This window comes from Sphingomicrobium sp. XHP0239 (genome assembly GCF_039555325.1).
Lineage (GTDB): Bacteria > Pseudomonadota > Alphaproteobacteria > Sphingomonadales > Sphingomonadaceae > Sphingomicrobium > Sphingomicrobium maritimum.
Genome location: NZ_CP154608.1, coordinates 187,394 through 211,806 on the forward strand (window position 1 = coordinate 187,394; position 24,413 = coordinate 211,806).

Here is a 24,413-nt window from a genome sequence, read left to right on the forward strand (position 1 = left end):
TTCTAGACCAGCGGGGTCTGACCGCCGTCGTCATCCTCGGGCGTTGCCTTGCGGATGCGGCGGGGGGCGGGGCTGCGCGGAGTGCCCACGTCCTGCTCCGCCTGCCACTTCTCGAGCTGACGCGCCGCTGCATCGCGACCGCCGAGACCGAAGGCCAGCGCCGTCGCGACCGCCGCCGAACCGAGGATCAGGCCGAAGGCGAGGATCACGATTTCGTTGGCGAGGCCCATGAACGTGAGGCCGATGGCCGTGAACAAGGCGATGACGGCATAGCGCACGATGGTCTGTGCGTAGCTTCCCTCGCCCGCGCCTTCGCCGACCAGCCGCGCCAGCAGCCGCGCGAGGAAGAAGCCCGCGAGGATGATGAGCGTGCCGAAGATGACCTTGCCGCCAAGCTCGGTGATCTGCAGCAGAAGGATCGCGATGCGATCTCCGCCGATCGCCCGCATCGCCTCGATCGCCGCGAACAGCATGACGGTGACGAATGCGACCGATCCAAGAATCCGGCTTGGCTGGACGTTTTCGTCGACCACGCCGATCGAACGGATGGCATTGTCGAAGCCGAGGCCGGGGAAGACCGTCTCGATCAGCGACTTGACCCAGCGCGCGATGACGTAGGCCACCGCCAGCCAGAGCAAGGCCACGATCACCATCGGGATCGCGGACAGCACCGTCTGGAGCATGTTGGTGAGCGGTTCCGACAGCGCACGCAGTTCGAGCACGTCGAGCGCCGCGATCGCGACCGGAATGATGATCAGCGCGAAGACGATCATGCCGACGGCGCGGGCGATTCCGTGCCGCGTGCCGGTCGGGCCGTCCTCGACCACTTCGCCATCGCTGGCCACCGCGACGCGGTCGTTGCTGACCGGCATCCCGGCCTTGCGTGCCCAGCCTTCGATGTCGATCGCACGCATCGCGGCCTCGACCAGATGCTTCGCGACCCGCGCCAGGATCAGACCGATCACGAAGATCACCAGCGCGCCGATGAGATGCGGCAGGAAGGTGAAGACCTCGTTGGTCAGCCGGGTGACCGGTTCGAGCACTTCATCGAGCCCGAGCGGCTGGAGCGCCGCCACGAGACCGACGAGCCATACCAGCCAATAGCCGATCCGCCCCAGTTCCTTGCCGATCGAACTGCCGTCGAGATCGGGGTCCTTCTGGAGCGCGGGGACTTTCTTGACGGCCTTGGCAATGCCCCATTCGACCGCCTTGGCGATGAAATGGGTGGCGATGAGAATGAGGAGCGCGAACAGAAGCCGAGGCCCCCATTCCAACAATTGCTCCTGCCAGTAGGCCGGTACGTCGTCGCGATACATGCTTGGTCCCCTGCTATGTTGCGTGAACGCACCCTAAGCCGCGGAAGAAACTTGCGAAAGGGGGCGCAGGAAATCAGGAATTCATTGATGAACTCTTCGGTTGTTGTTTTTTTGCAACTATGCTACAAGGGCGTAACGATCGACACAGGAGCAACATGCAGTACGGATCAGGAACCATCGGTCGCGCCTTCGAACTAGCGAAGGACAGCGACAGTCTCGACGACATCAGGAAGCAGCTGAAGGACGAGGGGCATTTCAATGTCGATGCCCATTTCTCGGGCCGTCAGATCAAGGCGGACCTGCGGCGCGTGATGGAAGCGCGGGCCTAGAAGCCGCTCCTTATTTCGAACTGGCGCGTACGAGCCGCTCGAGGGCGGCTGGCGCAGCGCCGTCCGTACAGCGAAGATAGCTCATCCCGTCCATATCGAACCGCTCGGGTCCCGGGATGGCAATTTCGAACTGCGCCGTGGTCCGCGACCCGTCGTACGTGTTCTCGCAACTGTTCTCGACCCGATAGTCGATCGGGCCGACCTTGGTCGTAGATGACCGGCACGCGCGGGTCGCCGACCCCGATAGTCCCTTCCCATTCCAAATTCTGAAACCCGCATTGGGCGGGTTGTCGCAGGCAATGCCATCCTGGACATAGACGCCCGGCCGAAGCGGTAGCGGTTCGCGCCGATCGGGCTCTTCGAACTCCATCTCGGCACGGCTCGTCTCAGTACGTGGTGGCGCCTGATTGGCTGACGCCGGATCGTCGCTCTCTCCACAGGCGGACAGGGTGAGAATGATGGCAGCGGCGGCCACACGGTCGATCATTGCGAGCATTCCTTGAACAGACGTGTGGCGCCTAGTCGCGGGTGGTGGGACCGCAGCGGACATAGTCTCTCGATTGTTCGGAAAGACCATCGCGTATGCGGAACCGCTCCTCTCCCAGATCGCGCAGATAGAGGGTCCGAAGGACATCACCGTCGGCGTAAGTGTCGCGCAGCGTCACCGCGGCCGCAGGTCCGTCGACGTCCACATCTGTGACGGGTCCGCCGTTTTCGAAGAAACGGACGTCGTTCGCGAAGACCCGTACGTTCTGGAAAGCGGGTTGGTAGGTGTAATCCTCCTCGCACGCCCTTCGATCGAGCGCGAACAGTCCCTGGAACCGATCCGGGACGAACGGAGCGGAAACGGGCGTGTTGTCGGGCGCTTGCGCGGCGGTGGTGTCGGGAGGTGGCGCTGCCGTGCAGGCAGCAACGCATGTCGCGCACAGCGCCGCGAAGATCATCTTTTCGGTCATCGAAAGACGAACATCGTAGCGGAACCGCATGTTCCGCTTTGTCGCCGCGCGGAAGCGCCTATCGGGCGGGCGGTTCTCCACCGGTGCGCGCGCGTTCGCGCCGCGCATCCCAGAAGGCCATTCGCTCGGCGATTTTCGCTTCCAGTCCCCGATGCACCGGGGCGTAGAAGCGCTGGGGCTCCATTTCCTCGGGCCAGTAATCGTCGCCCGAGAAACCGTCCTCGGCATCATGGTCGTAGGTATAGCCCTTGCCGTAACCGATGTCCTTCATGAGCTTCGTCGGGGCGTTGAGGATATTTTGCGGCGGCATCAGGCTGCCCGTTTCCTTCGCGCTCCGGAAGGCGGCTTTCTGTGCCTTGTAGGCGGCGTTCGATTTGGGCGCGGTCGCGAGATAGAGGCACGCCTGTACGAGCGCGAGTTCGCCCTCCGGCGAGCCGAGAAAATCGTAAGCGTCCTTGGCCGCGAGGCATTGGGTCAGCGCATTGGGGTCGGCGAGCCCGATGTCTTCCGACGCCATGCGGACCATACGACGACACAGGTAGAGCGGGTCTTCGCCCGCCACCAGCATGCGCGCCAGATAGTAGAGCGCGGCGTTGGGATCGGATCCCCGCACGGCCTTGTGAAGCGCGCTGATGAGATTGTAATGCCCCTCGCGATCCTTGTCGTAGACCGCGACGCGGCGCTGCAGCAGGTCGGCGAGCGCGCGGGGGTCGAGCGCCTCGGCAAGGTCGAGGTCGAACAGCGTTTCGGCCTGATTCAAGAGAAATCGCCCGTCGCCGTCCGCCGACGCCACGAGCGCGGCGCGGGCGTCGTCGGTCAGGGGCAGTTTCGTCTCGACGAGACCCTCGGCCTTTTCGAGCAGCTTACTCAAGGCCGGCTCGTCGAGCCGGTGGAGGATGAGCACCTGCGCGCGGCTCAGCAGCGCGGCGTTGAGTTCGAAGCTCGGATTCTCGGTCGTCGCGCCGACGAGGGTCACGGTGCCGTCCTCGACGACGGGAAGGAAACCGTCCTGCTGGGCACGGTTGAAGCGGTGGATCTCGTCCACGAACAATAGCGTGCGCTGTCCCGCGCCCGCCATCTTTCTGGCTTCGGCAAAGGCTTTCTTGAGGTCGGCGACGCCCGAGAAAACCGCCGACAGCATGGTGAAACGCAGGCCCACCGCGTCGGCGAGAAGCCGCGCGATGCTGGTCTTGCCGGTGCCGGGCGGGCCCCACAGGATCATGCTGGACAGCTTGCCCGCCGCGACCATCCGGCCGATCGCGCCGTCCGGGCCCGTCAGATGCTCCTGCCCCACCACGTCAGCCAGCGTCGCGGGTCGCAGGCGATCGGCGAGGGGGGCATTCTCCGCCGGGGTGTCGGGCGCGGACGCGTCGGGTTCGCCTCCGAAGAGGTCAGCCATTGGCGGCGATCACCTGACGATAGGTTTGCAGCACGACGTCGTTGATCGAATCCCAGTCCATCGTCCTGGCCTTGGCCAGCCCCGCTACCCCGTGTGCTTCACGCATCGCGGGGTCCTTCTGATAGACGGCGAGATGATCGGCGAGCCCCACGATGTCGCCCGGAGGAGCGACGAGGCCGGTGGTGCCCGGATCGACGAGGCTGTTGGTGCCGGTCGCGCTGATCGCGACCACGGGCAACGCGCAGGCCATCGCCTCGAGCGTGACGTTGCCGAAAGTCTCGGTGATCGAGGGGTTGAGGAAGATATCGGCGCTGGCGAGCGCGCGAGCGAGATCGGGGCCTTCCTGATGTCCCACGAACACCGTGTCGTCAGGCAGATGTTCGGCGAACCAGTCGCGCGCGGGGCCGTCGCCGATCACGAGGACTCGGTGCGGAACTCCCTTCTTCGCCAAGGCGGCAATGGTTTCGGAAAAGACGTCGAGGCCTTTCTCCATGACGATCCGGCCGAGAAAGGCGATCGCCATTTCATCGTCGCCGATGCCGAGGTCGCGGCGCCACTGCATGTCGCGGCGCCCGGGGTGGAACTGGTCGCGGTCCACGCCCCGCGCCCAGATCGTGATCGCATCGTTCATCCGCTGCTCGCGCAGGACGTGCGCGGTCGAGGGGGCAGGAACGAGCAGCGCGTCGCACTTACGGTACAGGCGACGGAGCCACGCGCGCATCCACGGCTCGAGGAACTCCATGTGATAATATTGGAGATAGGTCTCGAAGCGGGTGTGGACGCTGGCGATCGCCGGGATGTGGTTTTCCTTGGCCCACGAAACGGCGCGGGTCGCGACGATGTCGGGCGAGGAGATATGGACGATGTCCGGATCGAACTTCTCGAGATCCTCGCGCACTTTCTTGGAAAGGCGGAAGGCGAAATGATATTCGCCGCGTCCTGGGATGGGGAAGCTGGGCACGCTGACGAGATCGCCCGTCGGCTCGAACGCGGGTTCGTCCACGGTGGGCGAATATACCCGCAACTTCACGCCCTGACGGAGCAGATAGTCCGCAAGCCGATTCAACGCCTGGTTGGCGCCGTCGCGGACGTAATTGTAATTGCCCGAGAAGAGGGCGACGCGGATTTCCGAGGATTCCATGAGGCGCGGTTCTAGCGAAGCGCGAACGCCGCGCCAAGCGGCGGCGAAGGGCCCTTCACGCGGGCCATTCCTGTCGCCATTGTAGGGAGATGAGCGACGACGACGATGCCACCGACGGCCGGGACAAGGATCAGCGACTGAGCATGGTCGACGAGGCGCTGGTCGCCTCTTCGATCGCCAACACCAACGGGCTGCTGGTGATCCTCGCGCGCCTGGTGGCGAGGGGCGTGTTCGGGGAAGAGGATCTGCAGGCCTTTTCCGACAGCTACTCCAAGCCGCTCGACCACGAGGGGATGCGTGAGAACGAGCTCATCACCCAGATGCAGGACCAGATGGAGCAGACGCTGGCGCAGCTGATGACCTACCTGTCGAACCAGCAGGACGACGAGAGCTAGTCGAGACGCGGCCTCGTCCAGAGGTTCTTGCGGTTGATCGGCTCGGGACGCCGGGTCGTGTCGCGGAGTGCGGCACCGACGAGCCGGATTTTCTCGCGCTTCGGGACGGAGAGCCGCTGGTCGAACGCGTCTTCGTCGGCGGCGTCGGCCTTTTCCGCGATGCGGCCATAGATTCGTGCGGCAGCGAGGACCGCCCAGCGGCTGCGGAACGGCAGACGGGCGGCGCCGACCCGCGCGCTCATCCCGTACAGCCGCGCCATGGCGGCGAGACGGCGGCGCATGGCGACGACGATGGCGGGGGTTTCGGGCGCGGCGGGGTCGATGCGATCGACGCCCGCTTCGGCGAGCCAGTCGGTCGGCAGATAATTGCGCCCGACCGCGGCGTCGTCCACGATGTCACGGGCGATGTTGGCGAGTTGGAAGGCGAGGCCGAGATCGCTGGCGCGGTCCAGCGTGTCGGTGTCGTCGGCCGCAACGCCCATCACTTGCGCCATCATCACCCCGACCGCCCCCGCCACTTGGTAGCAGTAAGAGAGCAGGTCCGCCTCGGCCCGTGGCTGCCATCCGTCGGCATCGCGCGCGAAGCCGGCGAGATGATGGTCGGTCAGCGCGGGATGGATGGCGCATTCCGCGGCGACGAGCCCCAGGGCGTCGAAAGGGACGAGGCCGGTCCGCTCGCCCGCCAGCGCCTCGGCCGTCCGGGCGCGCACGAACGAAAGCCGCTCGCGCGGGTTCTCGGGGGTTTCGGCGCCACGGCCCAGAACCTGCCCGTCGGTGATGTCGTCGCACGCGCGGCACCAGCTATAGAGCAGCCAGGAACGTTCGCGCGTCCGCTCGTCGAACAGCTGGCTGGCGACCCGAAAACTCTTCGAGCCGGCGGCGATCATGTCGCCCGCTTTCGCGACGAGGGCGGCGCGGTCGGTCAGCGTCCGTGCCCTATGCCGGCTCGAGCATGAGGCGCGCTGTCGCTTCGGCCGAACCGACGACACCCGGAATACCGGCACCCGGATGCGTGCCCGCGCCGACGAAATAGAGATTGTCGATCACGTCGTCGCGGTTGTGGGTGCGGAACCAGGCGGACTGGGTCAGCACGGGTTCGAGGCTGAACGCGCTGCCGAGATGGGCGAACAGGTCGGTCGAAAAATCCTTGGGCGTATAATGGAATTGCGTCCGGATCCGGTCGCGGATGTCGGGGATCAGCCGTTCGGCCAGCGTATCGAGCACGACATCGGCATAACGCGCCCCGAATTCGTCCCAGTCGACATCGGCCTTGCCCATGTGGGGGACGGGAGCCAACGCGTAGAATGTGCTGCAGCCTTCGGGCGCCATCGAGGGATCGGTCTGCGTCGGGTGATGCAGATAGAGCGCCGGGTCCTGTGCGAAATTTCCGTGTTTGTAGATGTCCTCGAGCAGCCCTTTGTAGCGGGGGCCGAACAGAATCATGTGGTGCGGGATGTCGAAAGTGCCCTCGAGCCCGAAATGCAGCACGAACAGCGAGGGGCTGAACCGCTTCTTTGCCATGCTCTTGTGCTGCTTGCGGCCGCGCTTGTGGTCGAGCAGGCCGTAGCTCGCGACGACGTCGCCGTTGGTGGCGACCGCCTCGGCCGTGCCGGACCAGCCAGAGGCGGTCTCGACGCCCGTCACCCGGTCGCCCGAAGTCGTGATCCTGGTCACCGGATCGTCGAGGCGCAGCGTGCCCCCGATCCGTTCGAACAGCGCGACCATCCCCGCGATGAGCCTGTTGGTCCCGCCCTTCGCGAACCATACACCGCCGTCGCGCTCCAGCTTGTGGATGAGCGCGTAGATCGACGAGCAGGTCATCGGATTGCCGCCCACCAGCAGCGTGTGGAAGGACAGCGCCTGACGCAGCTTCTCGTTCTCGATATAACTGGAGACGATCGAATAGACGCTCCGCCAGGCCTGGTATTTCGCCAGAGCGGGAGCGGCTTTCAGCATGTCGCCGATGCTCAAAAAGGCCTTGGTGCCGAGCTTCTCGTAGCCTTCGTGGAAGACGCCCGCCGAATAGTCGAGGAAGCGCCGATAGCCCTCCACGTCGGCGGGATTGAGCTCGTTGATCTGCGCGAACAGGCGCTGGTCGTCGTTGGTATAGTCGAAGCGCGTGCCGTCGGGCCAGTCGAGCGCGTAGAAAGGATCGACCGGCACCAGATCGACATCGTCCTCGATCCGGTTGCCCGACAGGTTCCAGAGCGCTTTCAGGCAATCGGGATCGGTGATGACGGTAGGGCCGGCATCGAAGACGTGGCCGTCCCTGACCCAGTGGTAGGCGCGGCCGCCGGGCTTGTCGCGCGCCTCGACGATGGTCGTTTCGACCCCCGCCGACTGGAGGCGAATGGCGAGCGCGAGGCCGCCGAACCCCGAACCGATGACGATGGCGTTCCTTGGGGCATTCTTGGGACGGGGCAGGACTATTACTCCATGAGGGCGCGGACCGCCCGCAGGATGGGGACGGGCGGCTTGCCGGCGAGGATGCGGACCTTGTCGGCAAGCGTGGACTTGCCCGCATAGAAGCGTTCGATCAACCCGTCGGGAAGACCGTAGAAGCGCTGGAAGATCTTGTACCGATCCGCGGGGTCGGCGGCGCGGAACAGCATCTTGCCGAGCAGGCGGTAGAAACGACCGTCCCGCCATTCGCGCTCGCCCTGCGATCGGGTCGCGGCGGCAAGGGTGCGGCCATCCATCGGCATGGCGTCGGCCAGCCAGAAGGCGAAGCGGACCGCGTCGGGGAGCGAATAGCTGGTGAGTGGATGAAAGAAGCCGCCCGCCACCCCGGCGCGCGCGACGACGTCTTCGGCAGGCCAGAATTCATCGAACTCCCCCCCGATCACGACGGGAAGGACGCCCTTTTCCTCGTGCAGAACGCGGTGATTTTCCCACCCCTGGCTCGCCACAAAGGCGCCGATCCGTTGCGACAGCAGGCGGCGGTCGAGCGCCGCGCCTTCCTGATAATAGGTGTCTTCGACGAAGATGCGTTCTTCATCGAAGGGAAGCAGATAGACGAAGCGATAGCCGTCGGACTGGTCGACGGTAGCATCCATGATGATCGGCTGGGCCAGCCCGTGGCCGCCCTTCACCTCGATCATCTGACCGACGAACTTCTGCCAGCCGCAGTCGAGCCCCTCGGGCGCCTCGGAAATCCCGCGCGCGTCGAGCACGGCGCGGGCGGGCAGGTCGGTGCCGTCGGCGAAGGTGATGCCGTCGGGGCGCAAGGCCACCACGTCGGCGTGGACGATGTTCTCGCCCAGCCTGTCGCGCAGATGCGCGTGGAACCGGTCCGAGGTGATCGACTGGTAGCGCGCATCGAGCTGGCGACGGCGTCGTGGAAAGCGCACCGCATTGCTCTCCCACCGTTGGACGATCAGCGGCGCGAGAAGCGGATGATGGTCGGGCGCGATGTCGCTGTCGAAGAAGGACCAGACGTGGTTGCCGCCAAGGCTGTCCTGACGCTCGATCAGCCGCAGTTCGAGATCGGGCTTGCGGTCGGCCAGCGCGAGTGCGGCCAGCCCTCCCGCCAGCCCGCCGCCGACGATGACAAGATCGGGTTTGCTGCTCACTCAAGCCTTATCGGGTCAGGCGCGTTCGCTCGCAAGCTCCGCGTTCGGTTCGTCGTCGTCGAGCGCAGGCTGGGGCCGCTCGTGCGTGGCGGCATCGACGACGCTTCCCGCGCTGAATCCGTGAACGATCGTCGATACCAGGATCGTGAAGCCGACCGTGGCCCACAGCGCGCCTTCGTTCACGAGATCGAGCTGACCGCCCGCATAGGCCAGATAGTAGATCGATCCCAGTCCGCGTACCCCGTAGAAGGCGACGACGGCACGCTGGCGCACCGACAGGCGAGTGCCGATCAGCGCGAGCATGCCCGTGGCAGGCCGGATCACGAAGATGAGCGCCAGCGCCAGAACGGCGTACGTCCAGTCGAGGTAGGGAAGAAGCGCGGGCAGTGCACCGCCGAGCAGCACGAGGAGGATCGCGGTGATCGAATGCTCGAGCGCCTCGGAAAATCCGTGCAGCCGGGCGTGATATTCGTGATCCGCTTCCTCGCGTCGCAGGGTGAGGCCCATCACGAAGGCGGCGATGAAGCCGTATCCCTCGACCAGTTCGGTGGCCCCGTAGGTGACCAGCACGCCGGCCAGCGCGATGACCCCCGAACTGCTCTTGGCGAGTGGATTCTTGCGCGGAATGGCGAACAGGATCTTGGCAAGCAGCCAACCCGCGGCCAGCCCGGCAACCGTTCCGATGACGATCTTGTAGACGACGTAGAGGCCCAGCCATTCGCCCACCCAGCCCCCGCTGCCGTTCGCGGCGACGAGGAGGATGCCGAGATAGACGAACGGGAAAGCTAGGCCGTCGTTAAGCCCTGCCTCGGTCGTCAGGGCGAAGCGGACGGGATGTTCGCCTCCTTCGAGCGGGGGGCCGACCTGGACGTCGGCGGCGAGCACGGGATCGGTGGGCGCAAGCACCGCGGCGAGCAGGATCGCTCCCGCAAGGGTCATGCCGATCGCCAGTCCGCCCAGCGTGATCGCAAGGATGCACAGCGGCATCGCGATGGCGAGCAGGCGCGCGGCGGGCGACCATTTTCGCGGATTTTCCACCCGGTCGAGACGCATTCCGGTCCCGAACAAGGCGATGATGACCGCCAGTTCGGAGGCCTTCTCCCAGATGGCGGGCCGGTCGATCGGGCTGAAGGCTTCCGGAACCCCCGGCAGCAGCCCGAACGACAGCAGTCCGCCGGTGATGAGCAGCCCCGAAGCAGCCGGCTCGCGGCCCGAGAAGAATCGCGGGATCCAGTAGGACAGGACGATCGCAGCTCCGCAGCCCGCGAGCATGATATGATAACCGTCGATGCCGAAGAATGGTTCGTCCATCAGGTCCTAACAAACGGGAACGTCCGCAGTTGCCCCCGCTGGACCGCGCGCCGGGCGCAGGTGTACAGCGGGGGCATGTCCATGGTCGTCGCCCTATGCCGCTCCCGTCCGTCTGCGTGGTCGCCTCGTCTCGAGCGGACGGCCCGTCAATGAGGGCCCGTCTGGTATCGTTGGTCGTGCCCTTGCTGACATGCGCGGCGTGCGAGGACGACGCGGGCCGAGAGGCGCCGCCCGCGCCGCCGCCCGCGGTGGCTCCCGATCCCCAGGCGGCCCGCGACCTGGTGACCGCCTATCTGTCCGCCGATCCCGCCGGGGGGCGCGACTATTGGTGCGATCCGGCAGGGGCCGACGCGATCGCGCCGCGTCTCGCCGATCTCGCGCCCTATCGGCCCAACGTCAGCGAAGCGTTGCCGGACGGGGCGGGTTCCGCGAGCGTCTCGCTGCAATTGCTTCGAGCCGACGGGGAAGAATTGACGGCGCTATCGGATGGATCGGCCACGGTCCGGACCCCGGCGGGCGGGTCGCCCGATACGCCCTGCATCCATTCCGTTGCTTTGCAGCCACCACCCCTGCCCATTGCGCTGTGAAGACACGGCTTCTTCATTGTATCGCAAGCACTTGGGTGGCATGAGCGCGCAAATGGGGTGGGCCATTTTTCTTTCCGCCGTCGCCATGACGGCCATTGTCGCGGTGCGCTATCTCGCGACCAGCGGACTGTTCGCGGCCTGGACCGCGCGGCGCTTTCCCGGTCGGCTCGCCGGACAGGGCGCACAGGTGCGGCGCGAGATCGGCTGGTCGCTCGCCAGCGCGGCGATCTACGGCATTCCCGCGGGCGTCATCGCCTGGGGATGGGACACGCACGGCTGGACCCGCATCTACACCGACGTCGCCGCCATGCCGCTCTGGTATGTGCCGCTCAGCATCTTCGCCTACCTATTCGCGCACGATACCTGGTTCTACTGGACCCACCGCGCAATGCACTGGCCACCGCTGTTCAAGCGCGCCCACGCCGTCCATCATGCCAGCCGCCCTCCGACCGCCTGGGCGGCGATGAGCTTTCACCCCTGGGAAGCGCTGACGGGGGCGATCGTCATTCCGTTGCTCGTCTTCCTCGTTCCCATCCACATCTACGCCCTCGGCTTCGTGTTGTTCGTGATGACCTTCATGGGCGTCACCAACCACATGGGCTGGGAGATTTTTCCAAAATGGTGGGTTCACGGGCGGTTAGGCAAACATATGATTACTGCCAGCCATCACGAACTCCATCATCAGAAGTATCGGTGCAATTATGGTCTCTACTTTCGTTTCTGGGACCGCGTGTGCGGAACCGACCGTGGCCTCGGCAGCTTTGCGGTCCCGCGTGAAGATCGCGCTGCTCGCCTTGCCGCTCGTCGCCGCCGCGCCGCCGCAGAACGCCCCGTCGCGCTCGACCACTGAGACCGCGCCCGCGACGCTGCGGCTGCACCTCTTTAACGTCCGCAACGACGAGGGCGACATCCACATCTGCATGACCCAGCGGGTCGAGGCCTTCATGGATTGCGAGGACGATCCCCACGCCGTGACGCGGCGGGTGAAGGCCACGCGCGATGAAGGGATCGTCGATCTGAAGGGACTGCGGCCCGGCCAGTGGACCGTGCTCGTCCTCCACGACGAGAATGGCGATGGAAAGATGCGCACGTCGATGGGCATCCCGCGCGAGGGGTTCGGCTTTTCGCGCAACCCCGCGATCCGGATGGGTCCGCCGCGCGCGGACGAAGTGCGCTTCACGCTGCCCCCGGGCCCGAGCGTGCAGCAGGTGAAGATGAAATATATCCTCTAGCCGTTCCGGAACCGCATTCCTAAGATCGCGGCCATGGCAGGACAGCAAGCTGGAGACATCGCCGAGGGCGTCGCGGAAGGCGCGGTCGACACGACCATCCGTCTGGGGCAGAGCCTGGAGGAAATCGCGCTGGTCGTGGGCACCTACCGCGTCAGCGTTCTCGACGTGCTCACGATCCTCGTCACCGCGCTGATCCTCTTCATCGGCGCCAAGCTCCTGCTGTGGTTCCTCAAGCGCGTCATCCGCCGCGCCCGGCGTCTCGATCCGGCGCAGAGCCTCCTGATGGAAAAACTCGCCAGCATCGCGGTGCTGGCGCTGGCCTTCTTCATCGGCATCGATCTCGTCGGCTTCGATCTGTCGACGCTCGCGGTGTTCTCGGGCGCGGTCGGCCTTGCGGTAGGCTTTGGCTTGCAGAAGACGTTCGGCAACCTGATCGCCGGCATCATCCTCCTGATGGACCGGTCGGTGAAGCCCGGCGACGTGATCGTGGTCGGCGAGAGTTTCGGCGCGATCAGCAAGATCGGCACCCGCGCCGTTAGCGTCATCACGCGCGACGGCAAGGAGCATCTGATCCCGAACGAACTGCTGATGACCGAGCCGGTGGAGAACTGGTCCTATTCCAGCCGCAACGTGCGCGTGCAGATCCCCGTGGGGGTGAGCTATGCGAGCGACATGCGGCAGGTCGAGGACATCCTGATCGAATGCACCTTGGCCTGCGACCGGGTGCTGCGCGATCCCAAGCCGGGCATCTGGATGACCGAATATGGCGACAACAGCGTCAATTTCGAGATCCAGGCGTGGATCATGGATCCCGAGGAAGGGGTCGGCAACGTGCGCAGCGCCGTGCTCAAGAACGTCTGGTGGCGGTTCAAGGAAGAAGGGATCGAAATTCCCTTCCCGCAGCGCGACGTCTATCTGAAAACCGTCCCCGAAGGCTTCGGGAAGGGCTGAACGCCGCCGTCGTTGGCGGCGCTGCCGACGCGGGCGCGTCGGTCGAGCCAGTCGCCGACGATTGCCGCGATCCGCTCGCCCGTCTTGCCGTTGCCATAGGGGCGCGCACGACGACGCATCCGCGCCCGCATCCAGCGGCGGCGAAAGAAATTCTCGACCTCGGTGACGATGGTGTCGGCGTCGGTGCCGATCAGTTTCAGCTGGCCGGTCCGGATCCCCTCGGGGCGCTCTGTCGTGGCGCGAAGGATGAACAGCGGAGTGCCCAGATAGGGCGCTTCCTCCTGCATTCCTCCCGAATCGGACAGGATGAGATCGGTATCGCGCATCGCGACCAGCATGTCGCGATAGGACAGCGGTTCGTCCAGCGTGACGCCCGGACGATCGGCGAGGCACGCGCGCCACCGCGCCTGCACCGCAGGGTTGGGATGCATGATCACGCGTACCAGCGCCAGTTCGCGGCGTGCCAACCGGTCGATCGCGCCCATGATCCGGTCGAGCGGCGCACCCCAATGTTCGCGCCGGTGGCAGGTGACGAGAATGCGACGCTTGTTGTCGTTGGGCGGCGGCGGGTCGAGCGTTTCCATCGTGCGCATCACCGCATCGACGCCGCTGTTGCCGGTCACGTGGATGTCTCCGCGCAGCCGTTCCTCGCGAAGCCGGTCGCGGGCCAGCGCGGTAGGCGCGAACAGGAGGTCGGAAGCGCGGTCGATCGCGATACGGAAATCCTCTTCCGGCCAGGGATTGCGACGATCGAAACTGCGAAGGCCCGCTTCGACATGCGCGAGTGGCAACGCGCCGAGGGTCGCCGCGCGGGCGCCGCCATAGGCGCTGGCGGTGTCGCCCTGAACGATCACGAGCGCGGGCGGCGGTTCGACCCGCTGGCGCAGCGCGGTCGCGACCCGCCCGACGTAGGCGAAGGGATCGCAATCGACCTCGATATCGAGGTTGACCAGCGGCACGTCGGGAAAGGGCGCACGCTGCCAGTCAGGCAGCGGGTGCTGCCCGGTATGGAGAATGCGAAGATCGCGGCCGGTGGCGTGAAGCGCGCAGGCGACGGGGGCGAGCTTGATGGCCTCGGGGCGGGTGCCCAGAACCATGTCGATCCGTTGCTGTGACAGTCATCCCCCTAGCTTCGGCATCGCCAGTATGGCGCACCGGACGGGGAATTCAACTCACTTGAAATTGTCGGCGTAGGCCTGGAGTTTGAGGCGGTGCGGCGGCGCCTTCACCACATGATAGGTCACACCGCGCTCGTCGCAGTAACGCTTAGCATCTTCCAACGTCGGGAAGGTCAGCCGGATCTGCGTGTTCGTATCCCCGGACCCGGGCCAGCCGGTGAGGGGGTCGGGCGTCATCCGCTCCTCCCGCTCGAACATCAGCAGCCAGCGCCCGGCCTGGGCCTTGCCCGACTGGGTGGTCTTGCGGACTTCCTCGATGATGCGCGCGGTGGTCATGGATCGCGATGTGACGCGATGGACGGCGACGGTCAAGATTTTTGGGCGCGCTTGGTCTTGAGGCTCGGCGTCGCGGCGGCGGGATCGTCGGGCCAATGATGCTTGGGATAGCGGCCGCGCATTTCCTTGGCGACGTCGTTCCAGCTGCCCTTCCAGAAGCCGGGCAGATTGCGCGTCGTCTGGATCGGGCGGCCTGCGGGACTGGTCAGGCTGAGGACCAGCGGCGTGTCGCCGACCGTCGGGTGCCGTGTCAGGCCGTAGAGCGCCTGAACCCGGACCGTCACGGTCGGCCCCGCCTCGGCATCGTAATCGATGTCGTGACCGGTCCCGGCAGGGGTGGAAAAACGGCGTGGAGCGAGCCGATCGATCGACTGCATCGCGGGATAGCCGAGCAACGTCTCGAGCGCCTGCCGGAGATGAGCGGGATCGAGCCGGTCGAGGCGGGTGACCTCTCCGAGCAGGGGGCCGAGCCAGTCCTCGCGCCGTTCGATCAGCGCGGCGTCGGACAGATCGGGGATCGACCCGTCGGCGCGGCGCGCATAGGCCGCACGGGTTCGCAGTAGGTCGGCAGCCCTGTCGAACGGTAGCGGGTCGAGGCCGTGTTTCGCGACGCCGTCGAGCAGTGCCTGTGCCAATTTGCCCGGATCGACCGCGCTGTCGCGACCCGACGACAGGGCGATCCTCCCGAGCCGACTTCCCGACTTGGGAAGCGCCCTCCCGGTGGCGGGGTCGTAGCCGACATCCGCAAACGCCTCGATGCGCTCGGCGAACAACGTCTCGATCTCCGCTTCCTCGATCCGCGCGGCCGACAGGATCCGCGCGCCCGCCGCGGCGCCCGCCACTTCGCCAACCGCCAGCCAGTCGGCGCTCGACAGCGGGCTGGCGGGATCGAGGGTGAATCCCCGCCCCCCGACCGATTCCCAGCGGGTGCCGTCCGCGCCACGCCGCCGCGCGAGCCGGTCCGGGCAGGCGAGGGCGATGGCGGCGGCGATATGGGTGGCGGCGAGCCGTTCGGGGCAATCGATCCGCCGAAGCCATCCGCTCGCCAGCCCGAGCGCAGCCTTCGTTCGCGGCGAGCGATCGGACAGCGCGCGCCTCGCCCGCGCCTCGAGGTCTTCTCCCCGCCCGCCGAGCCCCCGCTCGCCCAGCAGTATCGCGGCCAGCGCGGCGCTTCCCGCCATGCCGCGCACGGCAGCGGCGAGCAGCATGTGCGCCAGCCGAGGTTCGAGCGGCAGCGCCGCGATCGCACGACCGTGACCGGTCAACTGTCCACTCTCGAGCGCCCCCAGGTCTTCGAGCAGGCCTCTTGCCGCCGTGAGGGCCGCCGCGGGCGGGGGCGTCGCCAGCGGGAGCGCCGCGGGATCGCGCTCGCCCCACGTGAGGCTGGAGAGCAGCAGCGGCGCAAGGTCGGCGTCGAGGATTTCGGGCGGATCGTGCGGCGCCAATGCCGTATTCGCCGCCTCTTCCCACAGCCGGATCGCGGTGCCCGGACCCTGGCGTCCCGCGCGTCCCGCCCGCTGGGTGATCGCCGCGCGGCTGGCGCGTTCGGTGACGAGGCGGGTGAGACCAGCGCCCAGATCGAAGCGCGGCCGGCGCGCCAGCCCGCTGTCCACCACCGTTCGCACATCGTCGACCGTCACGCTGGTCTCCGCGATCGCACTTGCGAGGACGACCTTGCGTCGACCGGCGGGCGGCGGCGCGAGCGCGGCCCTTTGCGCGGCGGGATCGACCTGGCCGTGAAGCCGGTGGAGAATGGTGTCGGCCGGCAGCGCGCCGAGGGCATCGGCGGTGCGTTCGATCTCGCGTACGCCGGGAAGAAAGGCGAGGATCGATCCGCTTTCGGACGCGAGCGCCGCGCGGATGGCGACCGCGACCTGCGGCTCGATCGGGCGGGTCGGATCGCGGCCGATATGGCGAAGTTCCAGCGGGTGACTGCGCCCCTCGCTCTCGATCACGGGCGCATCGGGCAACAACGGTCGGAAGGCCTCCACGTCGAGCGTTGCGGACATCAGCAAAAGCCGCAGATCCTCGCGCAGCGCCGCACGGCTTTCCAGCGCGAGGGCAAGCGCGAGGTCGTTATCGAGGCTGCGTTCGTGGATTTCGTCGAACAGGACGGCGCCGACCCCCGGAAGATCGGGCTGCGCCTGGATCCGCGCGAGGAAGACGCCGTGAGTCATCACCGTGATGCGGCTGCCGGGGCGGCTGTCGAGCCGCGTGGCATAGCCGATCGTCCGACCCGCCGGCTCTCCCGCCGCGCGCGCCATATAGTCGCCCGCCGCGCGCGCCGCGAGCCGTCGGGGGACCAGCAGCAGGATTTCGCCCTCGCACCAGTCGTCGTCGAGAAGCGCGGGCGCCACGCGGGTGGTCTTGCCCGCCCCGGGCGGCGCGATCAGGAGCGCGCAGCCCTGCTCCGCGAGCGCGGTGCGGACATCGGAAAGGACGGCGTCGATCGGAAGCATCGCGTCGCGGCTATGCCATGCGCGGGCGAGAGTGGCGAGGGCGAGGCGAACGGCTTGGCGCCCACCCGCACACGTAGATAGCGGCGTTCAGCGCAGCAGGCGGCGGCGCACTTCTTCCATGCTCAGCTTGTTGGCTTCCGCTTCGGGGTCCGCCGCGGTGAGAACGGCGGCCAGCCCGCGCAGCAATTGTTGCGAGCTTTCGAGACGGGTCAGCGCGCGAGGATGTCGCATCACCACGATGGGGTCTTCGGCGAAGGTATCGAGAACGCGACCAAACTGCCGCTCGAGCAGCTGAAGCTCTTCCGCGATGCGCTCGTGAATGGGCAGGTTGCTCGGCAGGGCGAGATCGTTGGCGCGACGGCCGGGCGATTCGCCACGCCGATCGCCGAGCCGGCGATCGTCTTCCGAGGCCTCGATGATCTCGCGCATCGCGGTATGGGGAAGCCAGCGCGGCAGCTGGATGGTCTCGCGGAAATGAAGGCCTCGCTGCCGTCCTTCGCAGCGGATGATGCGCGCCTCGACCCGCAAGTCGCCGCGAAGCAGCGTGACCAGTCCCAATTCGGGCAGGTCGTTGCCCTCGATCAAGGCGCCGCTCTCGGACAGATTGCGCACCACGACATCGCGTGTGACGTCGCCCGCGCGCTCCAGCTTGGCCTTCAGAAAGGTCCCGGAGCGTTCGGCTATTCGGGTGCGATCCATCGGTACCACGGCCATCATCATGCAAGGCGCGATAGCCGCCGTCACCTCACCGGGAGGTTGTTATTTGGTCCGTTTCGGACCGAATCGGATCAGTAGGCGCGTGCCACCGCGAATTCGGCGGCCTCGATCATGGCACGATGCGCGGCGCTGTCGGGAAAGGCGGACAGCGCGTCGATGGCGCGGCGCGCATAACCGCGCGCGCTCTCGAGCGTGTCGTCGAGCGCGTTTGTGTCTCGCATCAGGCGCACGGCGTGTGCGAGGTCCGCGTCGCTCGACCGGTCGCCCTGCATCGCGGCCTTCCAGAAGGCGCGGTCCGCCTCGTCCCCGCGTGCGTGAGCAAGGATCACGGGCAGCGTCATCTTGCCGTCCCGAAAGTCGTCGCCCAACCCCTTGCCCATCGTTTCCTCGTCGGAGGAATAGTCGATCGCGTCGTCGACGAGCTGGAAGGCGATCCCGAGGTTGCGGCCATAGCTTTCGAGCGCGCTTTCGGCCTTTTCGCCCGCTTCGGCCACGACAGGGCTGACCTGGCAGGCGGCGGAGAAGAGCGCGGCGGTCTTGGCACCGATGATCCGCAGATACTCCTCCTCGCCAGTGGCGATCTGGCGCTGCGCGGTCAGTTGGTCGACCTCGCCCTCCGCGATCACAGCGCTGGCGTTGCTGAGGATCTTGAGCACCTTGAGACTGCCGTCCTCGACCATCAGTTCGAATGCGCGGCTGAACAGGAAATCGCCGACCAGCACGCTCGCAGGGTTCCCGTAGACGAGGTTGGCGGCGGTCTTGCCCCGGCGCATCGCGCTGCCGTCGACGACATCGTCGTGAAGCAACGTGGCGGTATGGATGAACTCGACCGCGGCGGCGAGCTTGTGATGCCGCGTGCCGGGATAGTCGAGCAGTCGCGCGGCCGCGAGCGTGAGAAGCGGGCGCAGCCGCTTGCCGCCACCCGCGATGAGGTGCCCCGCAAGCTCGGGGATCAGCGCGACCTTCGATTGCATGCGATGGAGGATGATCGCGTTGACCGCGTTCATGTCGTCCGCAACGAGCGACAACAGCGGGGCGAGCGACGGCGCGGCGTCGCCGCGAAGGGAAGTGACCGAGGACATGGGCGGCGTTCCTAGCGTGATGCGTCCGCTAGCGGAAGCGCGGGGATCGAGCGTTCGGTTAGGGATGGCATCAGCTCCGGCGGGATCGGCAAGTCGAACAACCAGAAATACATTCCGAGGCGCGCGGAGGCCTTGCGGCCGGGCGGTAGGCTGCTCCAGCCGTGCTCCATTCCTGCGATTTCCCAATAAGCGAAATGGCGATTTCCTGCCTCGCGAAGCCCATCGACGAGGCGTCGTGCGCTCGCTACCGGTACGCTATCGAAATCCTGCTCCCCATGAACGATCAGTAGTGGAACGCGGTTATCCGCGAGCGGCGCGATCAGCCGCGAATGGAGGCGGCTGTCCCATGTGGCCGGGCTTTCGCCATTCCACCGACCGACGCGACTGAGATGGTCGGCGATTCGCGTGAAGTCGGCGCGCAGGTCGGCCAGGCAGGCAGGCCGGTCGCTAGTCGTTTCTTCGGGACAGACCCAAAAATCTTCGAAGTGCTCGGCCATCGTGAAACCGCCGCCCATTGCTCCCAGAACCGCGCGTGTCGTCGTCGGACGGTAGGAGAGCAGTTGTGCGCCGATATCGCCGCCGTCCGACCACCCCCATAGATAGAGATCGCCATTCCACCAGTCGGCTTGCGCCCCAAGATGCTGCAGAACGCGCAGGTGATCGGCCACTCGGTTGGCAATAGTGTAATGCCGATGGAATTCGTCGCTGCAGGTCAACGCATCGAAAAAGTCGGCAGTTGGATCGACGCCCGGCTTCTCGATCTGCAATCGGGCGTAGCGGAACGGCGCGTCGGGACCGGGTCGGTAGAAGCTGCGTCCTCTTTCGCGCAACTGCCCGACACACCCCGAACCGTCGATCATCAGCAGGATCGGAACGTTGGATCCGTCGGCTGGCCAGTCGAGGTAGAATTGGATGTTTCTCTGATCGATCCCGACGATCCGATGGGTCTCCTCGTAGATCCAGCGATCTTCAGATTGGGCTGCAGCCGGCAACGCAAGCAGGGCCGCGATCGACAGAAGCAGGAGGCGCATCATGGGCCCGGCGATGCCGAAGGCGCGGCGGGGAGCGAGAGGCGGGCGAGGAGGCCGCCCAGGTCCTCGCTCTCCGACAGCGCGACGTCGCCGCCGTAGATTTGCGCCACGTCGCGCACGATGGCGAGGCCGAGCCCGGTGCCGGGCTTGCCGGTGGTGTCGAGGCGGGCGCCGCGCGCGAAGATGGCGTCGCGTTCGGCTTCGGGGATGCCCGGTCCATCGTCCTCGATCATGATGTCGACCATCGGCGCCGAATGCTCGACGGTGACGAACACCCGGCCGCCCCCATATTTGGCGGCATTCTCGATGAGGTTGCCGAGCATTTCATCGAGATCCTGCCGCTCGACGCGCGCGGCGACCTCGCGATCGCCCGTTACGTCGACGGTGACGCCGTCGTAGAGCCGGGTGACGGCGCGTTCGATGGTGACGACGCTTTTGGCGACGTTCGAGCGGGCCTGCGCACTGGCGCGGCGCCCGATCGCGCGGGCGCGGGCGAGATGGTGATCGACCTGGCGACGCATGACGCTCGCCTCGCGGCAGACGAGCTGGTCCAGCTCGCTGTCGCCCGCGGTCGCGGCGTTGGTGATGACGGTCAGCGGGGTCTTCAGCGCGTGCGCGAGATTGCCGGCGTGGCGGCGCGCTTCCTCGGCCTGCGCCTCGCTGTGCGCGAGCAGTTCGTTGATCTCGTCGACGAGCGGATGGATCTCGCGCGGGAAATCCTCGTCGACCCGCTGGCGTGCACCGGTGCGGATCGCCACCACCTCGTCGCGCACGCGGCGCAGCGGCCACAGGCCATAGACTGTCTGCAACGCCGCCATGATGATCAGCCCGAGCGCCAGGACCGCGAACGACCAGCCGAGCGTCGAGCGAAGCTGCGCGATCTGCGCGTCCAGTTCCTCGCGGCTTTCGGCGACCTGGAAGCGCAGCCGGGCGTCGCTTCCGGGCAGGATGATGTCGCGTTCGGCGATGCGGAGGGGTTCGTCCTCGAATTCGTAACTGTTGCGATAATGGACGTCGAGATCGTCGTGGCGAACCGACGGGTCGAGCCGACGGTCCCACAGGGAAGGCGAAGGCAGGGGCTGATAGCCCTCTCCGCTGATCTGGTAGTAGAGCCCGCTGTAGAGCTCGACCACGCGCTGGTCGGTGATTTCGCGGGTCAGCGCGATTTCGTCGAAACTGTTGATCTCCGCCGCGGTGATGAGCGCATTCAGCTTGCGCTCCAGATCGCGGTCGAAATTGTCGATGACGGTATCGGTCAGCACCCGGTCGAGCGCGAACCCGCCCAACGACAGCAGCACGACGATCCACAGCGCCGCGATCACGATCATGCGGCGGGTCAGCGACTGGCGATGCTGACCTTCCCGCGCCGGTTCGACCCCGGAAAGATCGGGGGACGCGTCGCCCGCCGAAGCGGGAGGCGGATCAACCCTCGACACGTTCCTCGGGATCTTCGAGACTGTAGCCCAGCCCGCGGATCGTCGTAATCGTCTCGGCGCCCAGCTTCTTGCGGATACGCGTGACGAACACTTCGATCGTGTTCGAATCGCGGTCGAAATCCTGGTCGTAGATATGTTCGATCAGTTCGGTGCGGCTGACGACCTTGCCCTTGTGGTGCATCAGGTAGGAGAGGAGCTTGTATTCCTGCGCGGTCAGCTTGACCGGTTCGCCTTCCTTGGTGACCTTCCCCGAACGGGTGTCGAGGCGGATGTCGCCCGCTTCCAGCACGCTCGAGGCATGGCCCGCCGAACGACGGATGAGCGCGCGCAGACGGGCAATCAGTTCCTCGGACTGGAACGGCTTGGCGAGATAGTCGTCGGCACCCGCGTCGAGGCCGGCGACCTTGTCGGACCAGCTGTCGCGCGCGGTAAGGACGAGGACCGGCATGTCGCGATCCGCCTTGCGCCATTTGTTGAGGATGGTCAGTCCGTCCATTTCCGGAAGGCCCAGATCCAAGACGACCGCATCGTAGCTCTCGGTCTCGCCGAGGAAATGACCGTCCACCCCGTCGGTCGACAGATCGACCGCATAGCCCGCGCCTTCCAGCGTGGACCGAAGTTGCTGGCCCAGATTGGGTTCGTCCTCGACGATCAGAATGCGCATGATTTTCCCCGATGTTCCGCGTGTCATTGCAGGCTCAACACGTCATGGCAGGAAGGGTTGCGCGGCGCCAGTCGGCTCGTTGCGCCGTCTAGCGGCCCGACGTCCCGACGACGCGGCCCGAACGGGGATCGACGTCGATCCAGACGAGGCGCCCCTCGCGCACGAACTTCAATCGGTAGAGAGCGCCGTTGCTCTCCGCACCGAGATACTCGTAACCGCGCATGCGCGGCACCACCTGTCGTTCGACGGAGCGGAGCGACATGCGCTGGCCGCGGCGATTCTGTTCGAACGCGCGATCCTGGTCGTCGCGGAAGCTGTTGACCTGCGGCGGACGCGCACGGTCGCGCTCGGCGGCCGGTGGCGTTTCGGGCGCGATCGAGGGGAAAGCGGTTGCGGGCGCAATCGCGAGCATGGCCGCAATCGCGGCGATAGGGGCAAGGTATGGACGCATGGACACGATCTCTTTCTTGCGACCCTTCTAGGAAGAAAGCATTGAATAACCCATGAATATCGGTTTCGCGCGGCGTTCAGGAAGAATGGGTGACGAAAGCGGTCCGAAACGCTACGCGCTGTGACATTATGGCACCACCGATCCTCAGCCTCGAAGACGTCCGCCTGCACCATGGCGACGGCATCCTGTTCCAGGACCTCACCCTGCACGTCGGTCCGCGCGACCGACTGGCGCTGATCGGTCGCAACGGCGCGGGCAAGACGACCCTGTTCCGCGCCATCATGGGCGATCTGGAACTGGACGGCGGCAGCCGCACAGTCATGCCGGGCGTCAACATCGTCTGGCTGGAACAGGATCCCGACATGAGCGGTCATGCCAGCCTGCTCGACTGGGCGATCAGCGGCGATCGCGCGCCCGCCCAGCACAAGATCGAGGCGATCGCCGACCAGATGGGCATCGACCTCACGCGCGAGGCGCGCACCGCCAGCGGCGGCGAACGACGCCGCGCCGCCCTTTCGCGCGCGCTGGCGAGCGAGCCCGACCTGTTGCTCCTCGACGAGCCGACCAACCACCTCGATCTTGGCGCGATCGAATGGCTCGAAAGCTGGCTCGCGCGCTACAACGGCGCGTTCGTCGCGATCAGCCACGATCGCGCCTTCCTCAAACGTCTCACGACGAGTTGCATCTGGCTCGACCGCCGGACGTTGCGGCGGGCGGAGATCGGCTATGGCGGGTTCGACAAATGGACCGAGGAAGTGCTGGAGGAAGACCGTCGGCGGCTCGAGAAGCTCGACGAGAAACTGCGCCAGGAGACCGAATGGCTGCACCGCGGCGTGACCGCGCGCCGCAAGCGCAACCAGGGACGGCTTCGCCACCTGTTCGAACTGCGCGCCCAAAGCGCGGCGATGATCGGCATGCAGGGCACGGCCAATCTCGCGCTCGCCAAGGACGAGGTGAAATCCAAGGTCGTGATCGAGGCGAAGGGCGTGACCAAGTCCTTCGACGACCGTCCGATCATCGACGATTTCACGCTAACCATCCAGCGCGGCGACCGGATCGGAATCGTCGGAGCGAACGGCGCGGGCAAGACGACCTTGCTGAAACTGCTGACCGGCGAACTGGACCCCAACGAGGGGAAGATCAGCCAGTCGAAGACGCTGTCCGGGATCATCGTCGACCAGCAGCGCAAGTTGCTCGATCCTGCCAAGAAGGTGCGCGACATCCTCGCCGAGGGCGGCGACTGGATCGAGGTCCGCGGACACAAACGGCACATCAAGGGCTATCTGAAGGAATTCCTGTTCGATCCCGAACTGTCCGAGGCGCTGATCGGCACCTTGTCGGGGGGCGAGCGGCACCGGCTGTTACTGGCCCGCGAATTCGCGCGCGAATCGAACCTGCTCGTGCTCGACGAACCGACCAACGATCTCGATATGGAGACGCTCGATCTCCTGCAGGAGGTTATCTCCGACTATGAGGGGACGGTCCTGCTGGTCAGCCACGACCGCGACTTTCTCGACCGGACGGTGACGATCACGTTGGGCCTCGACGGATCGGGCAAGGTCGACGTGGTCGCGGGCGGCTACGAGGACTGGGCCAAGCGGCGCACCCGTCGCGGCCCGGCCAAGGCGAAGGCGAAACCCGAGGCGGCAAAGGACGAGGCGCCCTCCACCGCGCCGACGAAGCTCTCCTACAAGGACCAGCGCGACTTCGACCGGCTCCCGGCCGAAATCGAACGGATCGAGCGCGAGATCGAGAAGGCGGAGGCCGCGATGGCCGACCCCGACCTGTTCACGAAGGATCCCGATCGCTTCGCCAAACTGAACGCGCTGCTCGAACAGCGGCGCGACGAAAAGGAAGCGGCCGAAGAACGCTGGCTCGAGGTCGCCGAGATGGCGGAGGAACTGGGGTAGGGCCGCAACCGTCACCGCCC

25 protein-coding genes are annotated in these 24,413 nt (G+C 66.3%); 7 read left to right on the top strand and 18 right to left on the bottom strand.

Features of this window, described 5'->3' with window-relative positions:
* Positions 1 to 2: 2 nt before the first annotated feature.
* Positions 3 to 1,316, bottom strand: coding sequence for a mechanosensitive ion channel (locus tag WJT74_RS00930; RefSeq protein ID WP_343345775.1), 1,314 nt, complete (start codon positions 1,314 to 1,316; stop codon positions 3 to 5).
* 155 nt (positions 1,317 to 1,471) lie between these two features.
* On the opposite strand from WJT74_RS00930, the gene WJT74_RS00935 reads away from it, so the two are divergent.
* Positions 1,472 to 1,645, top strand: a complete 174-nt coding sequence (locus WJT74_RS00935; RefSeq protein ID WP_343345777.1) for a hypothetical protein — start codon at positions 1,472 to 1,474, stop codon at positions 1,643 to 1,645.
* 10 nt (positions 1,646 to 1,655) lie between these two features.
* Here WJT74_RS00935 and WJT74_RS00940 read toward each other — a convergent pair whose 3' ends face one another.
* From WJT74_RS00940 to WJT74_RS00955, 4 genes are read right to left on the bottom strand one after another with little or no spacing between them, the layout of a single operon-like run.
* A complete protein-coding gene (locus WJT74_RS00940; protein ID WP_343345780.1) occupies positions 1,656 to 2,132 on the bottom strand; it encodes a hypothetical protein in 477 nt (158 codons plus the stop codon).
* Between the two features lie 31 nt (positions 2,133 to 2,163).
* Complete coding sequence (locus tag WJT74_RS00945) at positions 2,164 to 2,601, bottom strand: hypothetical protein (RefSeq protein WP_343345783.1); 438 nt, start codon at positions 2,599 to 2,601, stop codon at positions 2,164 to 2,166.
* Positions 2,602 to 2,659: 58 nt separating this feature from the next.
* Positions 2,660 to 4,000, bottom strand: coding sequence for a replication-associated recombination protein A (locus tag WJT74_RS00950; protein ID WP_343345786.1), 1,341 nt, complete (start codon positions 3,998 to 4,000; stop codon positions 2,660 to 2,662).
* Complete coding sequence (locus WJT74_RS00955; RefSeq protein ID WP_343345788.1) at positions 3,993 to 5,141, bottom strand: glycosyltransferase family 4 protein; 1,149 nt, start codon at positions 5,139 to 5,141, stop codon at positions 3,993 to 3,995. The genes WJT74_RS00950 and WJT74_RS00955 overlap by 8 nt, the downstream gene beginning before the upstream one ends.
* Before the next feature lie 89 nt (positions 5,142 to 5,230).
* Here WJT74_RS00955 and WJT74_RS00960 point away from each other — a divergent pair, with 89 nt between their 5' ends.
* Positions 5,231 to 5,536 carry a hypothetical protein gene (locus WJT74_RS00960; protein WP_343345790.1) on the top strand — a complete coding sequence of 102 codons (306 nt, stop codon included), beginning with the start codon at positions 5,231 to 5,233 and terminating at the stop codon, positions 5,534 to 5,536.
* On the opposite strand, the gene WJT74_RS00965 is transcribed toward WJT74_RS00960, so the two are convergent.
* Genes WJT74_RS00965 through WJT74_RS00980 form a run of 4 tightly spaced genes read right to left on the bottom strand, consistent with a single transcriptional unit; the run spans position 5,533 to position 10,419 of the window.
* Positions 5,533 to 6,423 carry a phytoene/squalene synthase family protein gene (locus WJT74_RS00965; protein ID WP_343345792.1) on the bottom strand — a complete coding sequence of 297 codons (891 nt, stop codon included), beginning with the start codon at positions 6,421 to 6,423 and terminating at the stop codon, positions 5,533 to 5,535. The two genes, WJT74_RS00960 and WJT74_RS00965, sit on opposite strands and share 4 nt — an antisense overlap.
* A 49-nt stretch (positions 6,424 to 6,472) precedes the next feature.
* Positions 6,473 to 7,960: a phytoene desaturase gene (locus WJT74_RS00970; RefSeq protein WP_343348222.1), complete on the bottom strand. Its 1,488-nt coding sequence runs from the start codon at positions 7,958 to 7,960 to the stop codon at positions 6,473 to 6,475.
* 5 nt (positions 7,961 to 7,965) lie between these two features.
* Positions 7,966 to 9,108, bottom strand: a complete 1,143-nt coding sequence (crtY, locus tag WJT74_RS00975) for a lycopene beta-cyclase CrtY (protein ID WP_343345794.1) — start codon at positions 9,106 to 9,108, stop codon at positions 7,966 to 7,968.
* A 15-nt stretch (positions 9,109 to 9,123) separates the two neighbouring features.
* Positions 9,124 to 10,419 carry a cation:proton antiporter gene (locus tag WJT74_RS00980; protein ID WP_343345796.1) on the bottom strand — a complete coding sequence of 432 codons (1,296 nt, stop codon included), beginning with the start codon at positions 10,417 to 10,419 and terminating at the stop codon, positions 9,124 to 9,126.
* Positions 10,420 to 10,568: 149 nt separating this feature from the next.
* Here WJT74_RS00980 and WJT74_RS00985 point away from each other — a divergent pair, with 149 nt between their 5' ends.
* The 4 genes from WJT74_RS00985 to WJT74_RS01000 are packed head-to-tail and all read left to right on the top strand — an operon-like array spanning position 10,569 to position 13,189.
* Complete coding sequence (locus WJT74_RS00985) at positions 10,569 to 11,006, top strand: hypothetical protein (protein WP_343345799.1); 438 nt, start codon at positions 10,569 to 10,571, stop codon at positions 11,004 to 11,006.
* A 52-nt stretch (positions 11,007 to 11,058) separates the two neighbouring features.
* A complete protein-coding gene (locus tag WJT74_RS00990; RefSeq protein ID WP_343348224.1) occupies positions 11,059 to 11,856 on the top strand; it encodes a sterol desaturase family protein in 798 nt (265 codons plus the stop codon).
* Positions 11,780 to 12,238: a DUF2141 domain-containing protein gene (locus WJT74_RS00995; protein WP_343345802.1), complete on the top strand. Its 459-nt coding sequence runs from the start codon at positions 11,780 to 11,782 to the stop codon at positions 12,236 to 12,238. Before WJT74_RS00990 ends, WJT74_RS00995 begins: the two co-directional genes overlap by 77 nt.
* Before the next feature lie 33 nt (positions 12,239 to 12,271).
* Positions 12,272 to 13,189 (top strand): mechanosensitive ion channel family protein, encoded by a 918-nt coding sequence (locus WJT74_RS01000; protein WP_343345805.1) that lies wholly within the window; start codon positions 12,272 to 12,274, stop codon positions 13,187 to 13,189.
* Here WJT74_RS01000 and wecB read toward each other — a convergent pair.
* The 9 genes from wecB to WJT74_RS01045 form a co-directional block, all read right to left on the bottom strand.
* Positions 13,150 to 14,286, bottom strand: coding sequence for a non-hydrolyzing UDP-N-acetylglucosamine 2-epimerase (gene wecB, locus WJT74_RS01005; protein ID WP_343345807.1), 1,137 nt, complete (start codon positions 14,284 to 14,286; stop codon positions 13,150 to 13,152). The two genes, WJT74_RS01000 and wecB, sit on opposite strands and share 40 nt — an antisense overlap.
* Before the next feature lie 75 nt (positions 14,287 to 14,361).
* Positions 14,362 to 14,643 (bottom strand): NADH dehydrogenase ubiquinone Fe-S protein 4, encoded by a 282-nt coding sequence (locus WJT74_RS01010; RefSeq protein WP_343345809.1) that lies wholly within the window; start codon positions 14,641 to 14,643, stop codon positions 14,362 to 14,364.
* A 32-nt stretch (positions 14,644 to 14,675) separates the two neighbouring features.
* Positions 14,676 to 17,102: an ATP-dependent helicase HrpB gene (hrpB, locus tag WJT74_RS01015; protein WP_343345811.1), complete on the bottom strand. Its 2,427-nt coding sequence runs from the start codon at positions 17,100 to 17,102 to the stop codon at positions 14,676 to 14,678.
* A gap of 87 nt (positions 17,103 to 17,189) precedes the next feature.
* Entirely contained in the window at positions 17,190 to 17,822 is a 633-nt protein-coding gene (locus WJT74_RS01020) for a hypothetical protein (RefSeq protein ID WP_343345813.1), read from the bottom strand.
* Between the two features lie 68 nt (positions 17,823 to 17,890).
* Entirely contained in the window at positions 17,891 to 18,901 is a 1,011-nt protein-coding gene (locus WJT74_RS01025; RefSeq protein ID WP_343345815.1) for a polyprenyl synthetase family protein, read from the bottom strand.
* Positions 18,902 to 18,912: 11 nt separating this feature from the next.
* Positions 18,913 to 19,935, bottom strand: coding sequence for an alpha/beta hydrolase family protein (locus WJT74_RS01030; protein WP_343345818.1), 1,023 nt, complete (start codon positions 19,933 to 19,935; stop codon positions 18,913 to 18,915).
* Positions 19,932 to 21,260, bottom strand: coding sequence for an ATP-binding protein (locus tag WJT74_RS01035; RefSeq protein ID WP_343348227.1), 1,329 nt, complete (start codon positions 21,258 to 21,260; stop codon positions 19,932 to 19,934). Before WJT74_RS01035 ends, WJT74_RS01030 begins: the two co-directional genes overlap by 4 nt.
* Before the next feature lie 94 nt (positions 21,261 to 21,354).
* Positions 21,355 to 22,032 carry a response regulator transcription factor gene (locus WJT74_RS01040; RefSeq protein ID WP_343345820.1) on the bottom strand — a complete coding sequence of 226 codons (678 nt, stop codon included), beginning with the start codon at positions 22,030 to 22,032 and terminating at the stop codon, positions 21,355 to 21,357.
* A gap of 88 nt (positions 22,033 to 22,120) precedes the next feature.
* Positions 22,121 to 22,483: a hypothetical protein gene (locus tag WJT74_RS01045; protein ID WP_343345821.1), complete on the bottom strand. Its 363-nt coding sequence runs from the start codon at positions 22,481 to 22,483 to the stop codon at positions 22,121 to 22,123.
* A gap of 128 nt (positions 22,484 to 22,611) precedes the next feature.
* Here WJT74_RS01045 and WJT74_RS01050 point away from each other — a divergent pair, with 128 nt between their 5' ends.
* Positions 22,612 to 24,393, top strand: a complete 1,782-nt coding sequence (locus WJT74_RS01050; RefSeq protein ID WP_343345823.1) for an ABC-F family ATP-binding cassette domain-containing protein — start codon at positions 22,612 to 22,614, stop codon at positions 24,391 to 24,393.
* Positions 24,394 to 24,413 lie beyond the last annotated feature (20 nt).